Origin of the sequence: Nostoc sp. (assembly GCF_036917315.1) — a bacterium.
In the GTDB taxonomy this organism is placed as follows: Bacteria; Cyanobacteriota; Cyanobacteriia; order Cyanobacteriales; family Nostocaceae; genus Nostoc.
In genome coordinates, this window is sequence record NZ_JBALDR010000016.1 from 46778 (window position 1) to 68949 (window position 22172).

17 protein-coding genes and 1 pseudogene are annotated in these 22172 nt (G+C 41.9%); 7 read left to right on the forward strand and 11 right to left on the reverse strand.

Annotated features, from left to right (window positions below):
• Nucleotides 1-23 precede the first annotated feature (23 nt).
• Nucleotides 24-425 (forward strand): hypothetical protein, encoded by a 402-nt coding sequence (locus V7K84_RS09200; protein WP_334837489.1) that lies wholly within the window; start codon nt 24-26, stop codon nt 423-425.
• Between the two features lie 42 nt (nt 426-467).
• Here the strand turns inward: V7K84_RS09200 and V7K84_RS09205 are convergent, their stop codons facing one another.
• The 4 genes from V7K84_RS09205 to V7K84_RS09220 form a co-directional block, all read right to left on the reverse strand.
• Nucleotides 468-1625 (reverse strand): cysteine desulfurase family protein, encoded by a 1158-nt coding sequence (locus V7K84_RS09205; protein WP_334837491.1) that lies wholly within the window; start codon nt 1623-1625, stop codon nt 468-470.
• A 217-nt stretch (nt 1626-1842) separates the two neighbouring features.
• Complete coding sequence (locus tag V7K84_RS09210) at nt 1843-2499, reverse strand: type I restriction endonuclease (RefSeq protein ID WP_334837493.1); 657 nt, start codon at nt 2497-2499, stop codon at nt 1843-1845.
• Nucleotides 2500-2551: 52 nt separating this feature from the next.
• On the reverse strand, nt 2552-3031 hold the full coding sequence (bcp, locus tag V7K84_RS09215; RefSeq protein WP_334837495.1) for a thioredoxin-dependent thiol peroxidase: 480 nt from the start codon (nt 3029-3031) through the stop codon (nt 2552-2554).
• 152 nt (nt 3032-3183) lie between these two features.
• The gene (locus V7K84_RS09220) at nt 3184-5034 is read right to left on the reverse strand and encodes a serine/threonine-protein kinase (protein WP_334837496.1); all 1851 of its coding nucleotides are present in this window, start codon (nt 5032-5034) and stop codon (nt 3184-3186) included.
• Nucleotides 5035-5238: 204 nt separating this feature from the next.
• On the opposite strand from V7K84_RS09220, the gene V7K84_RS09225 reads away from it, so the two are divergent.
• From V7K84_RS09225 to V7K84_RS09235, 3 genes are all read left to right on the forward strand, one after another.
• A complete protein-coding gene (locus V7K84_RS09225) occupies nt 5239-6093 on the forward strand; it encodes an FAD-binding domain-containing protein (protein ID WP_334837498.1) in 855 nt (284 codons plus the stop codon).
• On the forward strand, nt 6090-6518 hold the full coding sequence (locus tag V7K84_RS09230; RefSeq protein ID WP_334837500.1) for a hypothetical protein: 429 nt from the start codon (nt 6090-6092) through the stop codon (nt 6516-6518). The genes V7K84_RS09225 and V7K84_RS09230 overlap by 4 nt, the downstream gene beginning before the upstream one ends.
• 970 nt (nt 6519-7488) lie before the next feature.
• Nucleotides 7489-7809: a hypothetical protein gene (locus tag V7K84_RS09235; RefSeq protein WP_094348335.1), complete on the forward strand. Its 321-nt coding sequence runs from the start codon at nt 7489-7491 to the stop codon at nt 7807-7809.
• A gap of 29 nt (nt 7810-7838) precedes the next feature.
• Here the strand turns inward: V7K84_RS09235 and V7K84_RS09240 are convergent, their stop codons facing one another.
• The 7 genes from V7K84_RS09240 to V7K84_RS09270 all read right to left on the reverse strand — a co-directional run bounded on the left by V7K84_RS09240 (nt 7839) and on the right by V7K84_RS09270 (nt 18378).
• Nucleotides 7839-8183, reverse strand: a complete 345-nt coding sequence (locus tag V7K84_RS09240; protein WP_334837502.1) for a DUF2103 domain-containing protein — start codon at nt 8181-8183, stop codon at nt 7839-7841.
• Between the two features lie 5 nt (nt 8184-8188).
• Complete coding sequence (gene clpS, locus V7K84_RS09245) at nt 8189-8515, reverse strand: ATP-dependent Clp protease adapter ClpS (protein WP_322673636.1); 327 nt, start codon at nt 8513-8515, stop codon at nt 8189-8191.
• Between the two features lie 289 nt (nt 8516-8804).
• Complete coding sequence (locus V7K84_RS09250; protein ID WP_334837504.1) at nt 8805-10859, reverse strand: FAD-dependent oxidoreductase; 2055 nt, start codon at nt 10857-10859, stop codon at nt 8805-8807.
• A gap of 372 nt (nt 10860-11231) precedes the next feature.
• A complete protein-coding gene (locus V7K84_RS09255) occupies nt 11232-15212 on the reverse strand; it encodes a DUF4912 domain-containing protein (protein ID WP_334837505.1) in 3981 nt (1326 codons plus the stop codon).
• A gap of 378 nt (nt 15213-15590) precedes the next feature.
• Nucleotides 15591-16697, reverse strand: coding sequence for a precorrin-8X methylmutase (locus V7K84_RS09260; protein ID WP_334837507.1), 1107 nt, complete (start codon nt 16695-16697; stop codon nt 15591-15593).
• Between the two features lie 6 nt (nt 16698-16703).
• Nucleotides 16704-17273, reverse strand: a complete 570-nt coding sequence (locus V7K84_RS09265) for a hypothetical protein (protein ID WP_334837508.1) — start codon at nt 17271-17273, stop codon at nt 16704-16706.
• Nucleotides 17260-18378, reverse strand: a complete 1119-nt coding sequence (locus V7K84_RS09270) for an AAA family ATPase (protein ID WP_334837510.1) — start codon at nt 18376-18378, stop codon at nt 17260-17262. The genes V7K84_RS09265 and V7K84_RS09270 overlap by 14 nt, the downstream gene beginning before the upstream one ends.
• Before the next feature lie 220 nt (nt 18379-18598).
• Between V7K84_RS09270 and V7K84_RS09275 the strand changes: the two genes are divergently transcribed.
• The 3 genes and pseudogenes from V7K84_RS09275 to rsmI all read left to right on the forward strand — a co-directional run bounded on the left by V7K84_RS09275 (nt 18599) and on the right by rsmI (nt 21798).
• Nucleotides 18599-20539, forward strand: a complete 1941-nt coding sequence (locus V7K84_RS09275; RefSeq protein ID WP_334837512.1) for a heavy metal translocating P-type ATPase — start codon at nt 18599-18601, stop codon at nt 20537-20539.
• A 68-nt stretch (nt 20540-20607) separates the two neighbouring features.
• A pseudogene (locus V7K84_RS09280) lies at nt 20608-20700 on the forward strand (IS1 family transposase); the annotation flags it as partial.
• A gap of 237 nt (nt 20701-20937) precedes the next feature.
• The gene (rsmI, locus tag V7K84_RS09285) at nt 20938-21798 is read left to right on the forward strand and encodes a 16S rRNA (cytidine(1402)-2'-O)-methyltransferase (RefSeq protein WP_334837514.1); all 861 of its coding nucleotides are present in this window, start codon (nt 20938-20940) and stop codon (nt 21796-21798) included.
• Nucleotides 21799-22172: the final 374 nt, after the last annotated feature.

Consider the following 22172-nt stretch of genomic DNA (forward strand, 5'->3'; position numbering starts at 1 on the left):
GGGCAAAACCTCATAGAGATATTTTGTCTGATGTTTATTATTTGCTAACAGATAAGCCTAACTTGCACCATATATTTCCAGTTAACTTTATTAAACAGAGTGGTATTGCTAGTCAAATAGAATGTGACAGCTTGATGAATATTGCCTATCTGTCTCAAATAACTAATTTGAAAATTAGCGATAAAAATCCATTAGATTATCTCAAGGAATATGACGAGCCTGGTTTAGAGACAGTGCTACACTCTCATCTTATACCTACAATTATCCTCGAATGGTCAAGAGCCGATGCACTTCCTGAACACGCCCTAACCATCTTTATCGAAGAAAGAGTAAATCTTTTGTTAGAGGCTTTGAGACTGAAGTTAGACGGGATTGAATTTAATGTTTTTGATATGGGCAGTCGCACAGATAATATCCATTTATAAAAAAGTGATTATCCAAAAAAGAGGCATTGCTGGTTTTCATGCTTACCGTTTATTTTGTAAACTTTGAATGGTAGCGATCGCATGTTTCGCTACAATATCAATCTCCTCTTCTGTATTAAACCTGCCAATGCCAAACCTTATCGAGGCATAAGCTAGCTGTTGGGGGTGCCCCAATGCTGTGAGAACATGGGAAGGTGCAGTACTTGTTGACGAGCAAGCAGAACCAGAAGATACTGCCATTACTGGCTGCAATCCTAGCAAAAGTGCGGCTCCATCCACTCCCTCAACACTAATACTCAAGTTTCCCGCTAATCGCTGTTGAAGATGTCCGTTGAGATGAATTCCTTCAACTTGCGAAAGCTGTTCCCACAATCTTTGTCTTAATTGGGTGAGACGTTGGGTTTCTGTCTCTTGTTCAGTCAAAGCGATTTCTACAGCTTTCCCAAAGCCGACAATTTGCGGTGTATACAATGTACCAGAACGCATCCCCCGCTCATGTCCGCCGCCGTGCTGCTGGGGAGCCAGTTGTACTCTAGGATCGCGTCTGCGGACGTAGAGCGCTCCAATGCCTTTGGGCCCATATACTTTATGTGCTGTTAAAGACATCAAGTCAATTTTCATCGCTTGCACATCTAAAGGAATTTTACCAATAGCTTGGGCAGCATCGGTGTGAAATGAGATTTGGCGATCGTGGCACATTTCCCCAATTTCTGCTAAAGGCTGTAACACACCAATTTCGTTATTTGCAGCCATCACCGAGACTAAAATCGTTTCAGGGCGGAAAGCTTTTTTTAACTCAGTTAAATCAATCAATCCATCTTTTTGGACAGGGAGAATAGTAATTTCAAAACCGAGACTTTTTAAATAATTACAAGGGTCAATTACTGCACTATGTTCAGTGGCAACAGTAATAATATGCTGACCTTTTTTAAAATAAGCTTCAGCAACACCTTTTATCGCTAAATTATTTGCTTCTGTTGCACCACTGGTAAAAACAATTTCTTCTGGCGTGGCGTTGATTGCTCCTGCTAAAATTTCTCGCGTTTGCTTCACAGCAGCTTCTGCTTCCCAACCATAAACATGACTAATACTTGCTGGGTTGCCAAATTTCTCTGTGAAGTAGGGAAGCATTGCTGCTAGTACCCGTTCATCTACGGGTGTAGTAGCGTGACAATCAAGGTAAATAGGACGAATAGACATAATTATTAACTTAAACTTTGACTCAAATTTTTTAATACACTTAGAACCTGATACAGTTCACTTTCTCGTTTCAAAAGTGTAAATTGGTCAGATATAGCATACTTTGGCTGATTCTTTTTGGTAAGTTTCAGAAAAATAAAATCACCACCATTACTAAAAATTTGCTTACCTATTAATTTAAATTTGACATACGACTAGATATAAAGATCGCAGATAATTAATTTAAAACTTGACCTATTTTTTTTAATATATTCAAAACTTTATATAATTCATTCTCACGTCTATATAAAGTGAATCTATCAGATAAAGCATACATTGGTTTATCTTGTTTTATCAACTTAATAAATTGGAAATCTTCTCCATTCATTACCAAGGAATATGCAGGATGCTCAGGCTGAGGATTTGCCAGCATATAAGTTAGTGCTTGAGGAATCGCCTTTGCCAAGGAAAAACTAGACCTTTTAGATTCAATTATCAGTAACCATAGCCGATCTTGGAGAACTAGGACATCAATTTTTCCTTTAATAATTTCTTTAGTATCTTCGGTAGTTACTTCATTATCAATGATAAAATTTTCACTAATTTCTACACTTTCTTCAGTAGCAATATAAAAAGGAGAACGATAAAAACCAGCTAAATCTAGCAACGGAGATAATACTACCAATTTTACTGCTTCTTCTAAAAGAGGAGCATTTTCAAGCACGTTAAGATAGTTATTTTTAACTCTGTCTAAATATTGTTTTTCTAACTCGGAAATTTCAGGGATATAGTCAAACCACTCTGTAAAAAATTGCTCATCTTCAGATTTATAGAGAGCAAATTTTTTCTTTAAGTAGGCAAGAGTAACATTTTGGGCTTGGATGACTTGAATCATGTTTATTCCTGACTTTAATTATCACCCTAGCAGTTTCTAGCATCCAGCCGCCTTACGTGGCTGCTAATTCTCGTAATTTAGTTAAAACTGCTTGAGCGTGACCTTTGGTTTTTACGTTGGGCCAAGTATAGACAATAATTTTATCAGGTGAAATTAAAAAGGTTGACCGAGCAACACCCATATATTCTTTACCCATAAATTTTTTCAATCGCCAAGCGCCGTAGGCTTCGATTAAAAGATGTCCTGGGTCGCTTAAAAGGGCGATCGACAAGTTATGTTTGCTGATAAATTTACAATGGGATTTACCCAAATCTGGACTGACACCTAAGATTTTCGCTCCCAGTTCGCTGAAGTCTTGATACAACTCGGTGAAATCTTTCGCTTCGGTGGTACAGCCGGGTGTATCATCTTTGGGGTAGAAGTAGAGGACAACCCACTGACTGCTGAAGTCGTCGAGAGTGACTGAATTGCCATTTTGGTCAGGGGTAGAGAAATCTGGCGCTGGTTGTCCGACTTGGGGAATGTTGCTCATGATGGGGTGTGAGAGATTGTGTAAGCGTAGCTCATCGTGAATATCGCTTTAGAATTGTACATATATTGAGCAAGCAATCTTATTTACTTGTGTGATGAATTTCTCGGCAGTGTTCAGATTGGCATAAATAGGGCTGTGTTTTTAGTTTGAAGCTATTGTATTCGCCACACTTTGATTGTGGAGTCCCGACTACCGCTAACCAAGGTTTGTCCGTCTGGGCTAAATACCAAAGATGTAACAGCATCTGAATGCCCAGTGAGAGTATAAATTTCTTCACCAGTGCTTAAATTCCAAAGTTTAATCTTTTCGTCACTACTACCACTAACCACAGTATTTCCATCTGGACTTATTGCCACAGAATTGACAGCATCTAAATGCCCAGTAAGAGTAAAACTTTCTTCTTTTGAGTTCATATTCCATATCTTAATAGTTCTGTCATTGCTGCCGCTAACCATAGTATTTCCATCTGGACTGATTGCTACAGAATTGACAGCACCTAAATGCCCAGTAAGAGTACAAATTGACCATATCTTAATACTTTTGTTTTCACTACCGCTAACAAGGGTTTTCCCATCTGGACTAATTGCTATTGTAAATACTGGACCTGAATGTATGTTAAGAGTACGAACTAAATCGTTATTATTTAGATTCCATACCTTAATATCACTACTGCTGCTGAACAAGGTTTGACCATCTGGACTAATAACTAGAGCAAAAACTTGGTACGAATCCTCTGTAAAAGTATGAATTTCTTCGCCTGTAGTTATATTCCATGCTTGTATTATACCTTTACTACTACCACTAAATAAAGTATGTCCATCTGGACTAATTGCCAGACATCTAACTACGTTTTGAACTAGAGTAATAGTAAAACTTTCATCTCCATTATTAAGGTTCCACACTTTAATTGTCATGTCATTACTGGCACTAATTAAAGTCTGTCCATCTGGGCTAATGGCTATTGAATTAATCCAGCCAGAGTGACCAAAGTACCAACTTCCAAGAGTATATTCTAGAACAATCCTTGGTTTATTGATTGTAGATATCTGGTTATATGACTTCGACTGATATAACTTGAGAGGATATAAAGTCTCAGAAATTTCTGCTAACTTTTGTAAAATTACCTGGGTATCGGCTGGACGCTTATTAATTGGACGTGCAATCAATTTATCTATCAAATCTGCTAGCGAAGCAGATATTTTAGGGGCTTTCTGTCGCCAATCCTCTAACTCATCTGTGTATATATCATGGTTATATTGATCGCACAGGTCAAAAGGATGTATTCCTGTTATAAGATGGACAAAAGTACGACCCAAGGCAAAGAAATCTGACTGCTGAATGGCACTTCCAGTTGCTTGCTCTAAAGGCGAGTAACCATCACTAACCGCTCTCGTAACCTGTCCAGCCAATTTTTTTTGTTCGTATGTTTTACTAATTCCTCTTGCGATACCAAAGTCGATTAACACCAGTTGCCCATTCGGTTGAAGCATGATGTTAGATGGTTTAATATCTCGATGAATCAACTGCTGTTGATGTACTTCATGCAATGTGTTTACCAGTTGGTTTAACCAATCAACTGCAAGCTTTTCACTAATGGGGCGATTGCCTCTTTTTTGTAGCCACTCATGTAAATTTTCTCCCTCAATTTTCTCCATTACTAAACAATGCACTGGCTGTTGAATATTTATAGGAAAAAATGTGAAATATTCTTCCCCTTGTGGAACACCTGGATGATTAAGCTTACTTAAAACCTCAGCTTCACGCTGGAATTGTTCTACAGCCTTAGCATCATTTTTCTTCTCTTCCTTAAGAACTTTTAAAACTTTGGCTATATCACTGCGATCTCTAACTTCATAAATGTCACCGTAGCCACCTTTATCACTCAGTAAATGAGTTACCCGATAGCGTCCTTCTAATAGCAATTCAGAGCCACAGCTTTGACAGCGTAGTAGATTATCAGGGTTGTCAGTATTTTGGCAGTTAGGATTGATGCACAGACTCATCGTTTTGAAAAGTGACAGATTTATCTGATATCTTAGCTTTACTTACTGATAAGCTGGAGAAAATAGGCATCAATGCGATGCACTCATTCATCTTTGCCTAAGTTCTCTCATGAGAGTGAGAGCGATCGCTTATATTTAAGCGCGATAATAATGACTTAACCTACAAGTATTTTTGTTTATCTATTCTTACTTTTCAAAGTTCAAATGCCTAAAGATATGCAACGCGAATTTACCAACCGCGATGAGTTGGTAGCCTACCTGCGCGAACAATTCCCAGGTGCAGCAGAACGCGATGACCACATCAGTGAAACTCTAGGGGGACGCAAAGCAGCACAAAACGCGTTGGAAAAAATTGACCCAGTAAGCTACGCCCAAACACGTAATTTTTTCGCAGGTGCAGTCACGCGTCTTTCACCTTACATCCGCTATGGCGTTTTGAGTTTGCGAGAAATTCGAGATTATGTCCTTGAACGGGTACAGCAACAAAACGATGCTACCAAACTAATTAACGAGTTAGGTTGGCGCGACTATTGGCAACGGTTGTATATAAAGTTAGGGAATGAAATCTGGAAAGACCAGGAAGAGTACAAAACTGGTTATACTGTGGGCGAATATGCACCCGAATTGCCGCAAGATATTAGAGAAGGAACTACAGGCAGAGTTTGCATTGACAGTTTCAGTCGTGATTTGAGAGAAACTGGCTATCTACATAACCACGCACGAATGTGGCTAGCTGCTTATATTGTCCATTGGCGGCGTATTCGTTGGCAAGCTGGAGCTAAGTGGTTTCTCGAACACCTTTTAGACGGAGATCCTGCTAGTAATAATATGTCATGGCAGTGGGTTGCTAGCACCTTTAGTCATAAACCGTATTTTTTCAACCGTGAAAACTTAGAACGCTACACTAAAGGCATTTATTGCCAGAAATGTCCCCTCTATGGTCATTGTGATTTTGAAGGCAGTTATGAAGAATTAGAACAGCGACTTTTTCCCAAAGGTGAATTTAGCAAACAAGCGAATAGCCAAAGTTGGCAACGGGGAAAGAAAGGTAAAAAATGAATAAACCAATTGTTTGGGTACATGGAGATTGCCTCAGTCCAAATAATCCCACATTGCAAAAATACCCTGATGCCCCAGCTATCTGGGTTTGGGATGAGGCTTTGATAGAGGAATGGCAATTGAGTCTTAAACGTCTGACTTTTATCTACGAATGTTTGCTAGAGTTACCTGTTGTTATTCGCCGTGGCAATGTGGCACAAGAAATTTTAGCTTTTGCTCAAGAACATGATGCTAATTTAGTTGTCACAGCCAATAGTCCTAGTCCCCGGTTTGATGATATCTGTAATCAAATGGAGTGTTCTATAGCAGTGGAAGTGTTAGAGGTAGAACCATTTTTTGGCTATGACGGCTATATTGACTTGAAACGGTTCTCGCGCTATTGGAAAGTAGCTCAAAATTATGTTTATCAAAAGCCTTCACCCTAAATTCCTCTTATAAATTGGGCTACGGTGTACACACATCTTGGTAATGAAGCCCAAACTCTGGATTTACCCCCTTAATCCTCCCGATGCATTGGCTACGGTGTACACACAAGTCACCAGTTTTATCCCAATACGCTTGGGATAAGCCAGAAACCTCTCATGTAGAGACGCGATTTATCGCGTCTAAAAAACTGACACGTTACAGAGACGCGATAAATCGCCGTCTCTACAAAGAATGGACTCGTCAATTATTCCAATACAGACTACTATTTCCGACTTGTGTGTACACCGTAGCTTGGCAAGGGGGAGTTAGTTATAATTCCCAAATCTATGCAGAAAACCCAAAACCCCTCCCCTCTCCCCCTCTGCCCCTCTGCGGTCTTAATGATAAGTCTTTAACCGGACATGATATTAGAAGGAACTTGTCTGTACACCGTAGCCCAATTTGGAAGAGGGACTTTGAAATTGGCTCCCCTGCTCCCGATTTGGGTGAAGGGGTTGGGGGATGAGGCAGTTAATCTTAGTTAAAAGATTTTGATTTTTTAACTAAGATTAACTCATAAGCTAATTGCAACAATTGCTGCAATCATTTAAACGTTTCTTATACATGGAGGAGTAATTGTTGCAAAGTATTAAATCTTTCCAGCACTTGCTTATACATTTCTTGGAAATACTTAAACGTTTCTTATACATGGAGGAGTAATTGTTGCAAAGTATTAAGTCTTTCCAGCACTTGCTTATACATTTCTTGGAAATACTTAAACGTTTCTTATACATGAAGGAGCAATTGTTGCAAACGCTTCAATTTTGGCAACTAGTCTTGCAGGTTAATGAAGTTATGAGTGCTGAGTTGCAAGTGAGATTTTTCACTCAGCAGTATTGAATCTATTGAGGTTTGTAAATAATTTGTATCTCTGCAAGGAATATTCCTTTAGACTGAGTTTCAACTGAAAAAATGTGGGAATAAACACAAATGCATTCGTTAAATATATTTTGTCACGAATCTGTAGTTGCTGTTTCCTTTGTCGCTTGCATTATTGGACTGTTGTTACTGTGGAATAGTAAGCAACAAACAAATGAGATGGAAGAAACAGAGCGAATTCTGTTTAGAATGAGCTTTAGTTACTGGCTAGTTTACTGTGTAGCTTTTGGCATCGAAAAAATAGTTTTACCCGGCTGGGAATCTGTAGTCATGACTTTGAAAATAACTACAGCTCTGTCATATTTCTTAACTTTTTCTTGTATTGTTAGTCTGCCGCTACACAAATTTGCAGTCCATCGGGTTGAGGAATAGTGATTGGGGATTGGGCATGGAGTATGCGGTCAACATCTCATAGCGATCGCTAATGCAGCTTCTAGTCGATCTTGGGGTAAAGTCGTTAAAATAAAGACCTCTTGTACCGTTTTCCCCTGCCGTGCAATGACTTTATAGCCGCCGCGAATGGGTACTGAGACGCGTAGTTGCATTTTTGGACAATGACCCTTCGATCGCCCAATCACTCCCGGCGTCACAGTTTGGATGCCATCTTGCTGACAAAGACGTTCTAAAATCGGGATAAGACCAGAAAGGTGTGTTGAGTGATTCCAAACCAGTCTGGCAGCTTTTTGTGTTCGCGTAGCGTCTCGTAGAGAAGCCGTGCGGAGAGGATCTACGGAGGGTTTGCCCATAATAATTAAGCTGCTTCTAGAGGTGCCATTGTCAAACCTGCTCGGCGCAGCTGCTGGTGATAGAGTTCCGCAGGTTCTTGGGGCCCGACCCAGACGATCGCTTGACCTTCATAGTGTACCTGATTAGTCAAATCCCACGCGCGATCGCCAGTCATTCCCGGAATATATTTCATCAAACATTCAGACACGTGTTGGAATGTATTAAAATCATCGTTTAATACAATCACTTTGTAATTCGGATAAGTCTTACGGATAACTTGATTAGACCGTTCAGGAGCTATAGTTGGTGCTGTGGACATCCCGTAAACATCTGCTGAAAGTGTCATAACCATAAAACAATTGGTCAAGATAATTTTACAAAACTACACTACAAGTAATTAGTTTAATTCATTGTTTAGTTGTCTGTTGTCATTTGTCCGTTGTCATTTGTCCTTTGTCCTTAACCAATGACCAATGATATCGTGTCCGGCTAAAGACTTATCATTTATACCGCACTTCTTGCTGGGGGAAGAGGCTTTTGAGATGATTTTTGCACAGATTCGGTAATCAGAAGTGATTAACCGGACTTGATATGACCAATGACAAATGACAAATGACAAATGACCAATGACAAATGACAATCTATTTCCAATTATCCCAGTTTTCGTTAAAAATAGATGTATCTGGGAAGGCGGTAGGGTTGCCATTTTGTTGCAAAAGCCGTTTGAGTGCTTCTAGTTGTGGCTCTTGTTTAGGTAAATCATCAACTAGTTGGTAAGGTGCGATCGCATTTTTAAGTGCAAAACTAGCAATAGTTCCCGCAGCTGCGCCAGCCGACCATTCAAAGGAGTGTACCCGATAGGCAGCAGCGGCAATATGACTAGTCGCAATACTTTTGCCACCTACGAGCAAATTATCAATTTTCTGGGGAATCATCGCTCTCAAAGCAATTTGAAAGGGATAAGCTTGACCAGCGCCACGTCTTTCGCCTGGACGTTCTGTGTTACCAGGTGCTTGTGGGGGACTATTCACCATGCAAGGATGGAAATCTATGGCGTAGTGACCAATACCTACAGCATCGGGGAAGATGGTAGAACGAGTTCGTCGCATTGCTTTGTCTGGTGCAACTTTACCATCAATTACTGATATTGCTTCTAAACCTGCAACTGCTGCTCGTAAGCGACGATACATATCTGCTGGCAGAGTCTTAGAATAATACTCGTCATTATAATCTCGGCGGGAAATATCAATTTCCCAGATACCAAAACCTCCGGTTTGTCCCCAACTGGGGCGGCCAATAATCCGCCGTCCTTCTCGCATATAGGGATATTTTGATAAACCATGCATTGTCCCCATTGGTGAATTCAAACCGGAAACAAAGCGGTTATTAGTTTGCGGCTGCTTGACACCATCCCCTAGTTGAGAATCCGTAGTGCCAGCTACCAACCAGTAATAGAAAGATAAGGCATTTTCCTCAGCGCTGCGGAGGGCTTCTGTCCGCAGTCCTCCCATCCAACCCCCTGGTTCTAACTGTCCAGTACTTTGTAGCTGTTGACGAGTGTAAATTAGATTATCCTGACCGGTTCCGGGGCGGTAGTCGTTACCCCAAGTCCAGTTTTGCATCGAGATATCCCCTGGTGCAGCCGCAGTAAAACTTACACCGCCAAATTTTGCTGGTTTTCCTTTGTTTGGACTCCAAATGCGCCGATAGCTAAAAACTAAATCAAAGTTAGCCAGTCGCGTTAATTCATAGCTGAAATATGGCGCATATTGTGGATAAAATGCAGGCATTGTCTGCGGTTGCGGTTCCTTAGTGGCCTCCATTGCAAAGGTGTAGGTAAAGCCTTGAGGGCAATAGGGGTCATTATTGGCACTAGAAGCAGAAGGTTCTAGGTAAGAACGGGCATCAATGCCTAATCGGTAAGGGACATCAGCAAGGGCGATAATTTCTCCAGTTTCGCTAGCGTCTACGACATACCATTTAGGAGCATCCTCTTTCGCTGGCTTGGGGATGAAACGGACAATCGTTTTAGTAAACCGAGATGAGTTTTCGTAGCGATAGGCATCTTCAATACTTTGAGATAACGTAAAAGTGTTGAGAGGTGGTGCGCCTTTTGGTGGTTGAGATTGAATTGCGATCGCACTATTAATTATTTTGCCATCAGCAGCGATTTCCAAATCCTTAATAACTGTGTTGGGAAACCATTGCAACTTCCCTTTGCCCTGCTTTTCGGCATCTTTAAGCATCTGGGTCAAAATTGTGTGAGCATCGTGGGGAAGAAAACACGATTCACTTACCCAGCATTCACCAGGGTTAAGCTTACCGTATTTCCGCCCAATGCGGTTTCGCAATTCTAGGTAGCCGCGAGAATAGAATTTCAAAGCTCTTTGAGTTGGGCGTTCATCTAACGCAGATGTCCCTTGAGCAGAAATTTGTCCTCCCAGCCAGTCAGTAATTTCTGTGAGACAAACTGTTCGCCCTGCTAGCAAGCCCTCGTAAGCTGTGGCTACACCAGAAAGTCCACCACCTACAACTAAAATTTCGCAATTTACACTTTTGTCTGGGGTTCTCGGTGGCGCAGCGTTCGTCGGAGACGTTGGCGCAGCCATCGCCCGATCGAATGCGACTAAGCTAGAGATTAAATTAAGACCGATCAACGATGTTAAGCTAAAAGCTACTTTGTGTCTATGCTTCATAGTTAAAAAAACCGCTCCAAATCCTGTGTCACCTTGTAGACGTTAGCATTTAGGAAATGTCTAACTCAAGCAAGAGACGCGATGAATCGCCGTCTCTACAATACGCGATGAATCGTGTCTTTGTGATGATTTCTCACATTTTTGCGATCTATAATTTTCATCAAAAAACCTTAATGGAATCGTATTATAATCACTTCCGCTAACAGGGATGAAAACGAAAGTTGGCATAATAAAATCCCCCCTTCCTCCACTCCCTAAAAGGAAGAATCGGGTTAGAGGGGAATGCCATTGCTCTGACTGGTTAAGAGCCTAGAGGCTGGGAACAAGACGACACAAGCCTTTGGGCTTTTATTGGGATAACTCAGGGTAATATTAGCTTTCGGAAGTTTCCTGAGAGAACTTTTTATGAATAGTTCTTGTGGATTCCCCATCAGCAGCTACTGTGATGAGATAGTCCATTAAACCATCTGAAAAGGGGAGACGTAGGTGGAAAGTACCATCGGGTTTAACTTTGATGGCATGTCCGCCAATGTTTACGTTGGTATTTGGTTGAGTGGCTCCGTGAATAATTAACTCAGCATCAGCCACAAACCAGAAATCTCCGTAAGGACGACTGAATACCCGGACGTTAGCGGAACGAGTTATAAGTAACCAACGTAGTTTACCGCCTTCGGCATCGCCATCAGCAATATAGCCAATTTCAACCATGTAATCGCGATCGCTTACGGGAATCGCCACAAAGCGATCGCGTGCTACTTCTTCAGATTCATACTGCTGGACAAGCTGGGGACTTTGATAACTCAAATCAATGCCGGTGACATCATAGAGTCGCACTACTAATTGGGAACCGCCTTGTTGTCGCAGTGCTTCCGCCTGAGCTTTGGAGATGTGCCAAGAGACATAAGCCCACTTGGGAGTCCGGGGTGTGAGGACAATACTGCTCTCTTCTGGGGCAGTTTCTGCTTCTACATTTGCCCAGCCAACAGCGGTTTCGCTGACTAATGGTACATTTTCACCAGTGGAATCTGTTGTCGACTCTGTAGGCACTGGACTAAAGACACGAACGATCGCAGAACGGGCAATGAATAACCAGCGACCGCCATCAGCGACATAGCCAACTTCAGCTATGTAGTCGCGATCGCTGATGGGAATTTCCACAAAGCGATCGCGTGCTGTCTCTTCACATTCGTACTGCTGGACAAGCTGAGGATTTTGATAACTCAAATCTATGCCAGTCACATCATATAGCCGCACTACCAATTGAGAGCCGCCCTGTTGTCGCAGTGCTGCTTTTTTGGCTTCGGAAACCTCCCAAGAGATTTCAGCCCATTGGAAAGTGCGGGGTGTGAGGACAATACTGCTCTCTTGTTGGACATCTACCAAATCAACATCTGTTTTATCTGCGATTGCGACATCATCAACTACCGGATCTGGATTCACAGGATTGAAGACACGAACAATTGCAGAACGGGCGATGAATAACCAGCGATCGCCATCAGCGAGATAGCCAATTTCAGCTATGTAGTCCCGATCGCCCTGGGGAATGTCCACCAATCCTTCGTTTTCTGTTTCCTCAGATTCATACAGCTTTACCAGCTGCGGAGTTTGATAACTCAAGTCAATGCCAGTCACATCATACAGCCGCACGATCAATTGAGAGCCGCCTTGTTGCCGCAGTGCTGCTTTCTTAGCTTCGGAAATCTCCCAAGAGACATGAGCCGATCCATCAGTATCTGGTGTCAGGACAATACTGCTTTCTTCTTGAGTATCTACCAAACCAATAGCTGTTTCGGCTGCCATTGCCACATCATCAACTATCGGATCTGGATTCACAAGACTGAAGACACGAACAATTGCAGAACGGGCGATGAATAACCAGTGTTCGCCATAAGCGAGATAGCCAATTTCAGCTATGTAGTCGCGATCGCCCTGGGGAATTTCTACAAAGCGATCGTGTGCTGTCTCTGCACATTCATACTGCTTCACCAACTGCGGACTTTGATAACTCAAATCAATACCAGTCACATCATACAGCCGCACTACCAATTGAGTACCGCCTTGTTGCCACAGTTCTGCTTTCTTAGCTGGAGGAATCTCCCAAGAGACATGAGCCGATGTATAAGTATGTGGTGTGAGCACAATACTACTTTCTTCATCTACATCAACTGCGTAGGCATAGCCCGTCGTAGACATCGTCCCATTTGAAGCATCCGCTCCGAAAGTGCTAGCCCAAGCGCCAACTCCCGCGCCCGCTAAAGCTGCGGCTGCGGCCAAATCTGTGGAGTTAGCTTCCCCAACAGTCGGCTCGGGGGGAAGTTCTTCATCTGGCAAAGTTAAAGTGGGTTCGGCTGCGTCCGCTACCACATTCAATGCATCTTTACTCAATACATCTTCTGGAAATTCCGGTAAATCGAGCAGTGAAGATGTATCTGTCGCTGATGCTTCTTCATCGGCTGTCGTTTCGTTAGACTCCGCTAAGGGCAATTCATCTACTGAGGCTGTATCTTCAGTTGAGGTGATACTCTCTAGCCAGTTCAATTCTGCCTGAAGTTCATCATCTACCTCATCTTCACTAATTGCTGTGTCCCAATATCCAAAATCAGATGTTGCTTGTGGCACATCTGGTAATTCTGGGAGTGGGGCTGTCACCTCAGATGAAGGCAGTTCCACATCAGACACTTCTTCTGGAATATTACCTGGGTAAGGATATGAAGTATTTACTACAGCCGCCGGGGCTTCTATATCCCATGCAACTTCATCAGAATCAGGAGTGTATGTCTCCGTATAATTGTTTAGATCGACTGTCTCATCAATTGCATTTTGTTCGGTTTCTTTGTTGTTAAAGGTAGACCAAGTAGCCGTGCCGATGCCTGTTGCTATAGCCGCACCACCTAAAGCTGCGGCTCCTAAGTTGTTATTTTCCGAGTTATTCGCTACGCCCGATGTCGCGCCTTCATAGAGGTTAGAAGTGCCATTACTTGTCTCTTGTACTAAATTTCCTGTCCCCTGAGTAGCATTTTGGTTCAGATCGGATTCTGTTTGAGCGTAGATGTTGAAAGGAGTGCGATCGGGGGTTTCTTGCTCTTCAAAGTGCGGTACTGCCTCCTCCTCCAGCGTCGTTCCATTCAGGGAGGAAACTGTGCTGGCATCGAGCGCCGCCGTTTCTCCATTGGGTGGATGAGGATTTGATTCTGGTAAATTGTCTATTCTCTCGGCGGGCAATGGGGGTTTTTTCAGAATCCACCATAGTACAGAGCCGCCCACAGTTATAAAAAAGACAGGTAGCAGCAACCACAATGGTGTTTCTTTATTTACAATTGGAGCGCTTTGTGTAGGAGCAGCCACAAAGGGCTGTTCGGCAAATGCAGAACTAGTGGCATTGGGGGAAGGCGTAGGCGCTGGTGTCGTTTGGACACCGGATGAAGCTGCAACAGCAGGTTGTAATACACTGGCTGCGATCGCCTCGGCTTCGGCAGCTCTACCTTTTTCTATAGCCTGCTGTCCTGCGGGTGCTAGGGTAAAGCCAAGAAAATCTACTGTGGTTAAACTCTGATCTTTTTTGTAAACGTAAACTAAAGGTTGCGAGAAGGGATATCTGGCATCAGCTGGCAAGGCTTGATGTAATTGCAGAACTCGCACACCTTTCAACTTCGACACCTGATTAGCTAACACATAGCTGATGCCGTCTTTGCCCAGTTGTTTGATGATTTCTGCGGTATTGTCGTCAGTTACTTGGGTAGCATTAGCACCTGTAGCAAATTCAGCAGTTTTGAAGGCTGGATAAGTACGAAAAGTATTGCGAGTTTCGCTCGTGTTTGGGCGATCGATTAATCGAATCTTCCCTGAAGGCCCTCCCAGTTGCGACCAATTTGTAATTTGCCCCCGAAAAATCCGGGCGAATTGCCTACTAGTCAAGCTTCCTTTGAAAGGATTGTCTGCACCAACCACGATCGCAATCTTCTCACGCTGCAAACGAACTTGTTCTAGTCCTTGAGCTTTTTCTGCTGGCGTCAACCCGCGCCCCATTGCGACTATATCGATTTTGCCATCTAGCAAATCTTTCAGCGCTTTCTCAGTGCCGTTAGCAGCAACTTCAACCTTTTTATCGGCAAACTGTTTTTCAAAACTTTCTTTCAGGCTTTGGTTGATTGCACTCAAGCTACTGGAACCGTCAATCCGCACTATCGGTTCATTCCGCACTGTTTGTGGCAGTGGCGAAGAGGTAGCTTCAGGTGTAGATTGTGCCAGCATCGGTGCTGATACCACCAGAGATGCTGCCATCGGGGTTGTAGCTAAGGCAACCCATAATAACAGTCTGACTATCAAAGTATCTTTTTTTTCTTGTTGCCACATAAGCCCCTTAATTAAAGTAAAAAATAGAAAGTCTGCCAGTCCTAAATCGCGATCTTTAATAAAGATTATGGAGGAGACGCGCTAATTATACATCTGAGTTATCTTTAGTTCTAATTACTTCAAAGCACTTATGCTGATTTATACTTCGCTCTAGCTTGGATAGCATGATAATTTATACTCTAATTGCCAAAGTCTGTTTACTATAAATTCTTCTAAGTTATATTGCAACTTATACACAAGTTGGGAGTTTATGACCGCGATTATGAATTATTGAATTACTAAAACTGGTAAAGTGTAGCAAATTCAATATTATTTAACAATATTATTTTCAGTAGTTCTGAGTGCTGAGTGCTTAAATGAATACTTATTGTTCAGCACTTATTTGAGATAACAATGACAATCTGGCTTATCAATCAATGACTCAACCAAAGCATTTAGGGCAGTTGCAGCTAAAGCACCACCTCCCAAAGTCCCTTCAACTGTAATATAAGGTATCCCTTGTTGCCTCAGTTGTCGCTTGGCTGCGGGAGCATGACTAAAGCCAATGGGCATTCCAATTACTAATGCAGGCTGAATTTTTTGGTTGGCAATCGCCTCACAAACTTCTACAAGCACTGAGGGAGCATAACCAACTACCAACACACAACCCCTACTTACTTGCAGCAATTTTTCTCGCCATTCTCGATGTTGCCAAAAAGCAACTTCGGCTTCTGTGGCAGTAGTAATATGGGGATTATCAATTAAAGTTTCGGTGCGGCATCCCAAGTGAAGTAATCGGGTTTGATCCAAAGCAGCAGCAACCGTTTGGGTATCGACAACAATTTGACAGCCTGAAGATAAAGCTTCTCGACTAGCTGCGATCGCATCTCGACTCAATTTAATAAAAGATACTAAACTGACATCGCCACAAGCCAAAACCAACTGAGAAATTAAATGCTGTTCAATTTCCGAACGGTGAGACAGATCGGGTAGTAAGCGTTGTAGCGATTCAGTAAAAGCTTCCGAGTGGGTATGAATTTCAGCATCCAAGCCACTCCAAAGATTTTCCAATCCTCCCAATCCGGCTTGGGTTTCAACATCAAGTAACTTCAGTTGCGCCAAAACTTCCGCTTGGATAATTTGACAATGGCGATCGCGCCCCAATAATCCTTCTAATGCTGATGCAGTTTGCCGCAGTTGAGAAATTTGTTGCATCACCGCGCGATATTGCTGCTGAAGTTGTCCCATGAGGTTAACCGTTGTGTCGGCTTCTGGTTCCACTTCCAAAATATTGCGGATATGATTTAGCTGAAACCCTTGCTGCTTAAGTGCGACAATCCGTTGTAACCTGAGAACATCTGTTTTGGTGTAGAGACGGTAATTGCTACGCGATCGCACTGCTTGGGGTAACAGTCCCAATTGATGATAATGTCGCACCATCCGCGGAGTCAAACCACCGCCAACTGCATCAGTAAGTTCTTTAATAGTTAAGCAACCAGCATTCATGATTTACTATAATAACGGCAAAATTCTTTGTAATTCTCCACAAGCCGCCAGAAGAGATGGCGGTGCATTTTCATCTAAACTCCCTTGAGAACACTGGTTTGCTAATTGTTCAACACCGGGTTTACAGATTGCCTCATTTTTAGGGAATTTTGGATATTTGGATTTTTCTGCTTCTTCTTCAACAACTTCTCCTGTTCGTAAATAATGTATCCAAGTTTCGATATTTCTTTTTGGCACGAAGATTGCTATTTTCTCATCAGGCTTACGAAGTTCCTGTGAATTTTCTATCAATGCATTATCTAATTCTTTCAGTGTTGCCTTTACTGTCGCAGTATCTGCATCAATCAATACTACTAGCATTCCTGAACGATAGTTTTTTCGCCGGTATTCTTTAACCTCTGCTGCATAATGTTTTCTAACAAACTGCTCTCCTGCACCTTTACCTGTTGGGGAAGTCCTAATTGTGACGTTTTTTGGATTTATATTAAAGCCTCGCTTTTTTAAAAAATGGTATGCAAAAACTTGCTGTTGTAGATCCTCACACAAAATTACTATCTGTACTCTATTCTGGGTCATACAGCCAGCCCCGTGCAATCAGTTCTGAAATTGGTAATCCTGAATTTTCAGCTTCCTGATTACTAATTGGTTTTACTCTTACAGGTGCATTACTTTGACGCTCAAACCAATAACCTATAGGTGAAGTTAAAAGATAATTAATTAGTACAGGATGATGTGAAATTAGTAAAGCTTGTATTTTTCCGTCAATACAAAAATCATAAAGTTGAATTAGCCAAGGTTGAATTTCCGGCAGAGCTAAAAAATTCTCTGGCTCATCAATACAAAGTGTATAATCTTCAGATTCAGTGCAATAGAGAATGGTATACAGAGCAATAACTACTTTTTGACCATCAGATAATTCACCAAAGCGATAATCAATAATATTTTTCCTCTCTTCATCTGTTGAAAATCGTAATTTTAGAATTCGATAGTTTTCACTAAATTGTTCAAATTTAAAACTTACAAAACCATCTAATACATCTTTTAGAATATTTATCAGTTCAGCAATTTTACCCTGATCTTGGGAAATGTAGCGATACCAAGAAACAAAATTTTCCATTCTACAAGTCAATTGTATTTCTTCATGTTCACTACCATCGACCATCAAACTAGGAACTATTTGGACAATAATAAACTTTTCTAGACGTTTTTTGAACCAAGTCAACTTTGTATTATCATCTCTTGGCATTATTAGGGACAGTATAGACTGCGACCAATCAAAATGATATCTTGAACTAGGTAAATAATTATTATCAAAAATTTCAACTTCGCCCATCTCAAACTTTAACAAAGCTTTGTTATCAAACCGCAAACGCTCATACCAAACATAGCTTTTTCCTTGATGGTGTTCAATGGCAAGTTCATATTTGTAATTACCACCATTACCAGCAATATCTAGATCAAAACGTTGAAGAGACAGAGTTTGCCAACGGGTACAATCAGAAGGTTTAAAAATGCCCTCTACTTTACTATCACCACTTACAAACGTTTGAATTTTCCGCAAGACTTCAAAAACTGTTGATTTACCTGTTCCATTACCACCAAGAAACAGGTTAATCGAGTCAAAATTCATCTCAAAATTTACCAAACCGCGAAAGTTATCAATATATATTCGCTTTAGCATAGATTTTTCCTATTAGTGCAACTTTAAACGTAACAGTTAAATCGCCGCATTTACCCACATCCCGCTTTTGAAAAACACTCAAAAAACACAGATAAAGATTTACTCTGTGTACCTCTGCGCTTCCCTCAGCGCCCCTTTGCGTTTCAAAATCATTATAAACCTTGACATTAACATTAATGTCAAGGTTTAGCCTAAGAAAGCCCCTGTTAATTCACCTCTCATGCTCTACCCCCAACGTTTCAGCCAATTTACCAGAGAACACGCAGATACCTTAGCAGCCCTTTTGTGTGGATTCCTATTATTACTCGGATGGTTTGCCTTGCATTTTGGTTGGTTGGGATTGGCATTCCTGCTGCTACCCGCCGCTTATGTAATTGGCGGTTACGAAAGTGCGCGGGAAGGATTAACTACCCTCTTCAAAGAAAAAGAACTCGATGTCGATTTGCTGATGATTGTCGCCGCCATTGGTGCTGCTAGCCTCGGCTTATGGCGAAGAGAATATCATCTAATTATTGATGGGGCAATTTTGATTCTGATCTTTGCCATCAGTGGCGCATTAGAAGGCTATGCAATGCAGCGAACTGAGCGGAGCATCCGCAGTTTGATGAGCCTAACACCAGATACAGCAAGAGTTTTACTTCAAGGCAGGGAAGAAGAAATTCCTATCAGTCAGCTAAAAGTGGGTGATGAGATTGTCATCAAACCTGGAGAGCTAATTCCTACTGATGGAATAATTTTATCTGGTTACAGCACCCTCAATCAAGCTGCGATTACAGGCGAGTCTTTACCTATAGAGAAAACAGTGGGCGCAGAAGTATTTGCTGGTACACTCAACGGTTATGGTGCATTGCAGATTAAAGTACACAAACCAGCCCAAAGCAGTTTAATTCAGCGGGTGATTCGTTTGGTAGAACAGGCGCAGACAGAAGCACCACCTTCCCAAGAGTTTATTGATCGCTTTGAAAAGGGATATGCCAAAGTCATTGTAGTAGCTGGGATATTGCTGTCAACTTTACCGCCATTTCTTTGGGGTTGGGATTGGGAAACAACAATTTATCGCGCCCTTACTTTCTTGGTGGTGGCTTCTCCCTGTGCCTTGATGGCTGCAATTATGCCCACCCTACTTTCGGGAATCGCCAATGGTGCAAGACAGGGGATTTTGTTTAAGAATGGGGCGCAGTTGGAGAAGATTGGCAAAGTCCGTGCGATCGCATTTGATAAAACTGGTACTCTAACAACAGGACAGTTGCAGGTATGCCAAGTAGTTTCAGTTAGTAAATACACTAGAGATGATGTATTAAAAACTGCCGCCAGTCTCGAAGCATCTTCCGAACATCCCATCGGTAAGGCAATTGTACAAGCGGCTAGTGATTTAAATTGGGTTGCTGCAATCGAAGTACAAGCCTTACCTGGAAAGGGAATTGTCGGAATTGCTCAAGAACAACAGGTAATTGTCGGGAATGCCATTTTTATGCAGCAGTATGTCACAAATTTACCTAAAGAATTGCGAGAAATGGCTCAATCTTTGGAGCAAGAAGGTAAAACTGTCGTTTGGGTAGCACAGGAAGGAGGGGGAGCAGGGGAGCAGGGGGGCAGAGGGGCAGAGGTGATGGGTGTAATTGCGATCGCAGATGAGGTGAGAGTCGAAGCCGCCGCAACCATCAGTCGATTAAAGCAACTGGGAATTGAACAAATTGTCATGTTAACCGGAGATAATCAGGAAACTGCTCGCAGTGTTGCCAAAGCAGTCGGAATCGATCGGGTATATGCCCAACTTCTACCAGAAGATAAGCTGGATGTTATCCGCCGTTTACAGCAACAATATCAAACAGTTGCAATGGTAGGCGATGGAATCAATGATGCACCAGCTTTAGCGCAAGCATCCGTGGGTATAGCGATGGGAATATCTGGGAGTGATGTGGCATTGGAAACCGCAGATATAGTACTGATGGCAGACAGGTTAGAAAAAATTGCTGTAGCGATGCATTTGGGCAGGCGATCGCAACTCATAGTAAAACAAAATATAGTTGTAGCGTTGAGTTTCATTATGTTGCTTTTAGTCGGCAACTTTCTAGGAAATATTAACCTACCTATCGGCGTTATTGGCCATGAAGGTTCCACAGTATTAGTTACCCTCAGTGGACTAAGATTATTGAAATAAGATTAGAACGCCAGATGAGCAACAAAACCCAGATATAGAGACGCGATTTATCGCGTCTTAAAAGAGCAGAAATACCCAAAATCACTGAAATTGATGAATTAGAAACTTTCATCGGGTCAAAAAAAACAAAATTTGACGTATGGAGTGTTACCAATACTCAATTCGTATTAGACGTAAATTATTATTTTTACTTCTTAACTTTTAACTCCTAATATCAAGTCCGGGTAATTAGTTATGATTTCCACAATCATTGCACCCCACCCCCAGCCCCTCCCCGCAGGCGGGGAGGGGAGGCAAAGCGTAGCTTTGGCGAGGGTGGGGTTCTTCGGGTTTAATAAGCAATCAAGCGGACATGATATAACTCCTAACTCCTAACTCCCAACTCCTAACTCTTACTCATGCAAACCGATCCAAAACCAGGAACACTTTACGTTGTCGGCACACCAATTGGCAACCTGGAAGATATCACCTTTCGGGCAGTACGAATTTTGCAAACTGTGGATATCATTGCTGCGGAAGACACGCGTCATACAGGGAAACTGCTACAACATTTTCAAGTTAAAACACCCCAGGTGAGTTACCACGAACACAATCGTACCAGCCGTATTCCAGAATTATTAGAGCATTTAGTTAATAATAAAGCGATCGCTCTGGTGAGTGATGCTGGGATGCCAGGAATTTCCGATCCTGGATATGAACTGGTAAAAGCCTGCATTGAGGCGGGAATTCCAGTAGTTCCGATTCCTGGCGCTAGTGCAGCAATTACCGCTTTGAGTGCAGCTGGATTACCAACAGACCGGTTTGTCTTTGAAGGCTTTCTCCCAGCGAAAACTCAACAGAGACAAGAACATTTAGAATCTCTGCAAACAGAATCTCGCACCTTGATTTTCTACGAATCGCCGCACCGTTTGCGAGATACTTTGCAAGATTTAGCTCTTGTTTGGGGAAACGATCGCCAAATTGTGCTAGGACGGGAGTTAACTAAATTGTATGAGGAATTTTGGCGGGGGACAATTGCCGAAGCGATCGCTTACTACACTCAACGAGAACCCCAAGGTGAATATACATTAGTAGTAGCGGGAATTCCAGCCAGTCAGCCCCAACTGACACAAGAAGAATTGAAAGCTGAATTGAAACAGTTAATTAGTCAAGGAATATCGCGATCGCAAGCTAGCCGTCAGTTAGCAAAATTTACTTCCCTTCCCCGTCGCCAACTATATCAACTAGCTCTTTCTATAGTCTCCAGTTCTGAGCTTTGAACGGCTGATATCGCTTTTTTGAAAATCAAAAATCTAAATTTGAAATGTATATATTTCTTTATTTTTTCTTCCTTTTCTGTCCTTCTCTACGAGATACTACGCTTACCCATACAGGGAAGTAAGCTACACGTCGTGTCTCAGATAGAATGCGGTTAGCTTCCTTATCTACATCTTATATGATGTCAAATTGGACTGCTATACAAACACTTGAATGTACAGAATGTGACTAATTTGTATATTCATCCTCAAAGATGACTTGGCGAATATTCAAATGATATCTAAAGATTTATGATATTAGTTCTCTAGATAGATCGGAAATTTTGGAGGCAAACTTTAATATGAAATTAGTCAAACGCAAACAAAGCAGATTTTCA

Excerpts from the sequence above, each read along its gene's own strand:
- V7K84_RS09205 (WP_334837491.1), bottom strand. The coding sequence starts at position 1,625 with ATGTCTATTCGTCCTATTTACCTTGATTGTCACGCTACTACACCCGTA.
- V7K84_RS09210 (WP_334837493.1), bottom strand. The coding sequence starts at position 2,499 with ATGATTCAAGTCATCCAAGCCCAAAATGTTACTCTTGCCTACTTAAAG.
- bcp (WP_334837495.1), bottom strand. The coding sequence starts at position 3,031 with ATGAGCAACATTCCCCAAGTCGGACAACCAGCGCCAGATTTCTCTACC.
- V7K84_RS09220 (WP_334837496.1), bottom strand. The coding sequence starts at position 5,034 with ATGAGTCTGTGCATCAATCCTAACTGCCAAAATACTGACAACCCTGAT.
- V7K84_RS09225 (WP_334837498.1), top strand. The coding sequence starts at position 5,239 with ATGCCTAAAGATATGCAACGCGAATTTACCAACCGCGATGAGTTGGTA.
- V7K84_RS09230 (WP_334837500.1), top strand. The coding sequence starts at position 6,090 with ATGAATAAACCAATTGTTTGGGTACATGGAGATTGCCTCAGTCCAAAT.
- V7K84_RS09235 (WP_094348335.1), top strand. The coding sequence starts at position 7,489 with ATGCATTCGTTAAATATATTTTGTCACGAATCTGTAGTTGCTGTTTCC.
- V7K84_RS09240 (WP_334837502.1), bottom strand. The coding sequence starts at position 8,183 with ATGGGCAAACCCTCCGTAGATCCTCTCCGCACGGCTTCTCTACGAGAC.
- clpS (WP_322673636.1), bottom strand. The coding sequence starts at position 8,515 with ATGGTTATGACACTTTCAGCAGATGTTTACGGGATGTCCACAGCACCA.
- V7K84_RS09250 (WP_334837504.1), bottom strand. The coding sequence starts at position 10,859 with ATGAAGCATAGACACAAAGTAGCTTTTAGCTTAACATCGTTGATCGGT.
- V7K84_RS09255 (WP_334837505.1), bottom strand. The coding sequence starts at position 15,212 with ATGTGGCAACAAGAAAAAAAAGATACTTTGATAGTCAGACTGTTATTA.
- V7K84_RS09260 (WP_334837507.1), bottom strand. The coding sequence starts at position 16,697 with ATGAATGCTGGTTGCTTAACTATTAAAGAACTTACTGATGCAGTTGGC.
- V7K84_RS09265 (WP_334837508.1), bottom strand. The coding sequence starts at position 17,273 with ATGACCCAGAATAGAGTACAGATAGTAATTTTGTGTGAGGATCTACAA.
- V7K84_RS09270 (WP_334837510.1), bottom strand. The coding sequence starts at position 18,378 with ATGCTAAAGCGAATATATATTGATAACTTTCGCGGTTTGGTAAATTTT.
- V7K84_RS09275 (WP_334837512.1), top strand. The coding sequence starts at position 18,599 with ATGCTCTACCCCCAACGTTTCAGCCAATTTACCAGAGAACACGCAGAT.
- rsmI (WP_334837514.1), top strand. The coding sequence starts at position 20,938 with ATGCAAACCGATCCAAAACCAGGAACACTTTACGTTGTCGGCACACCA.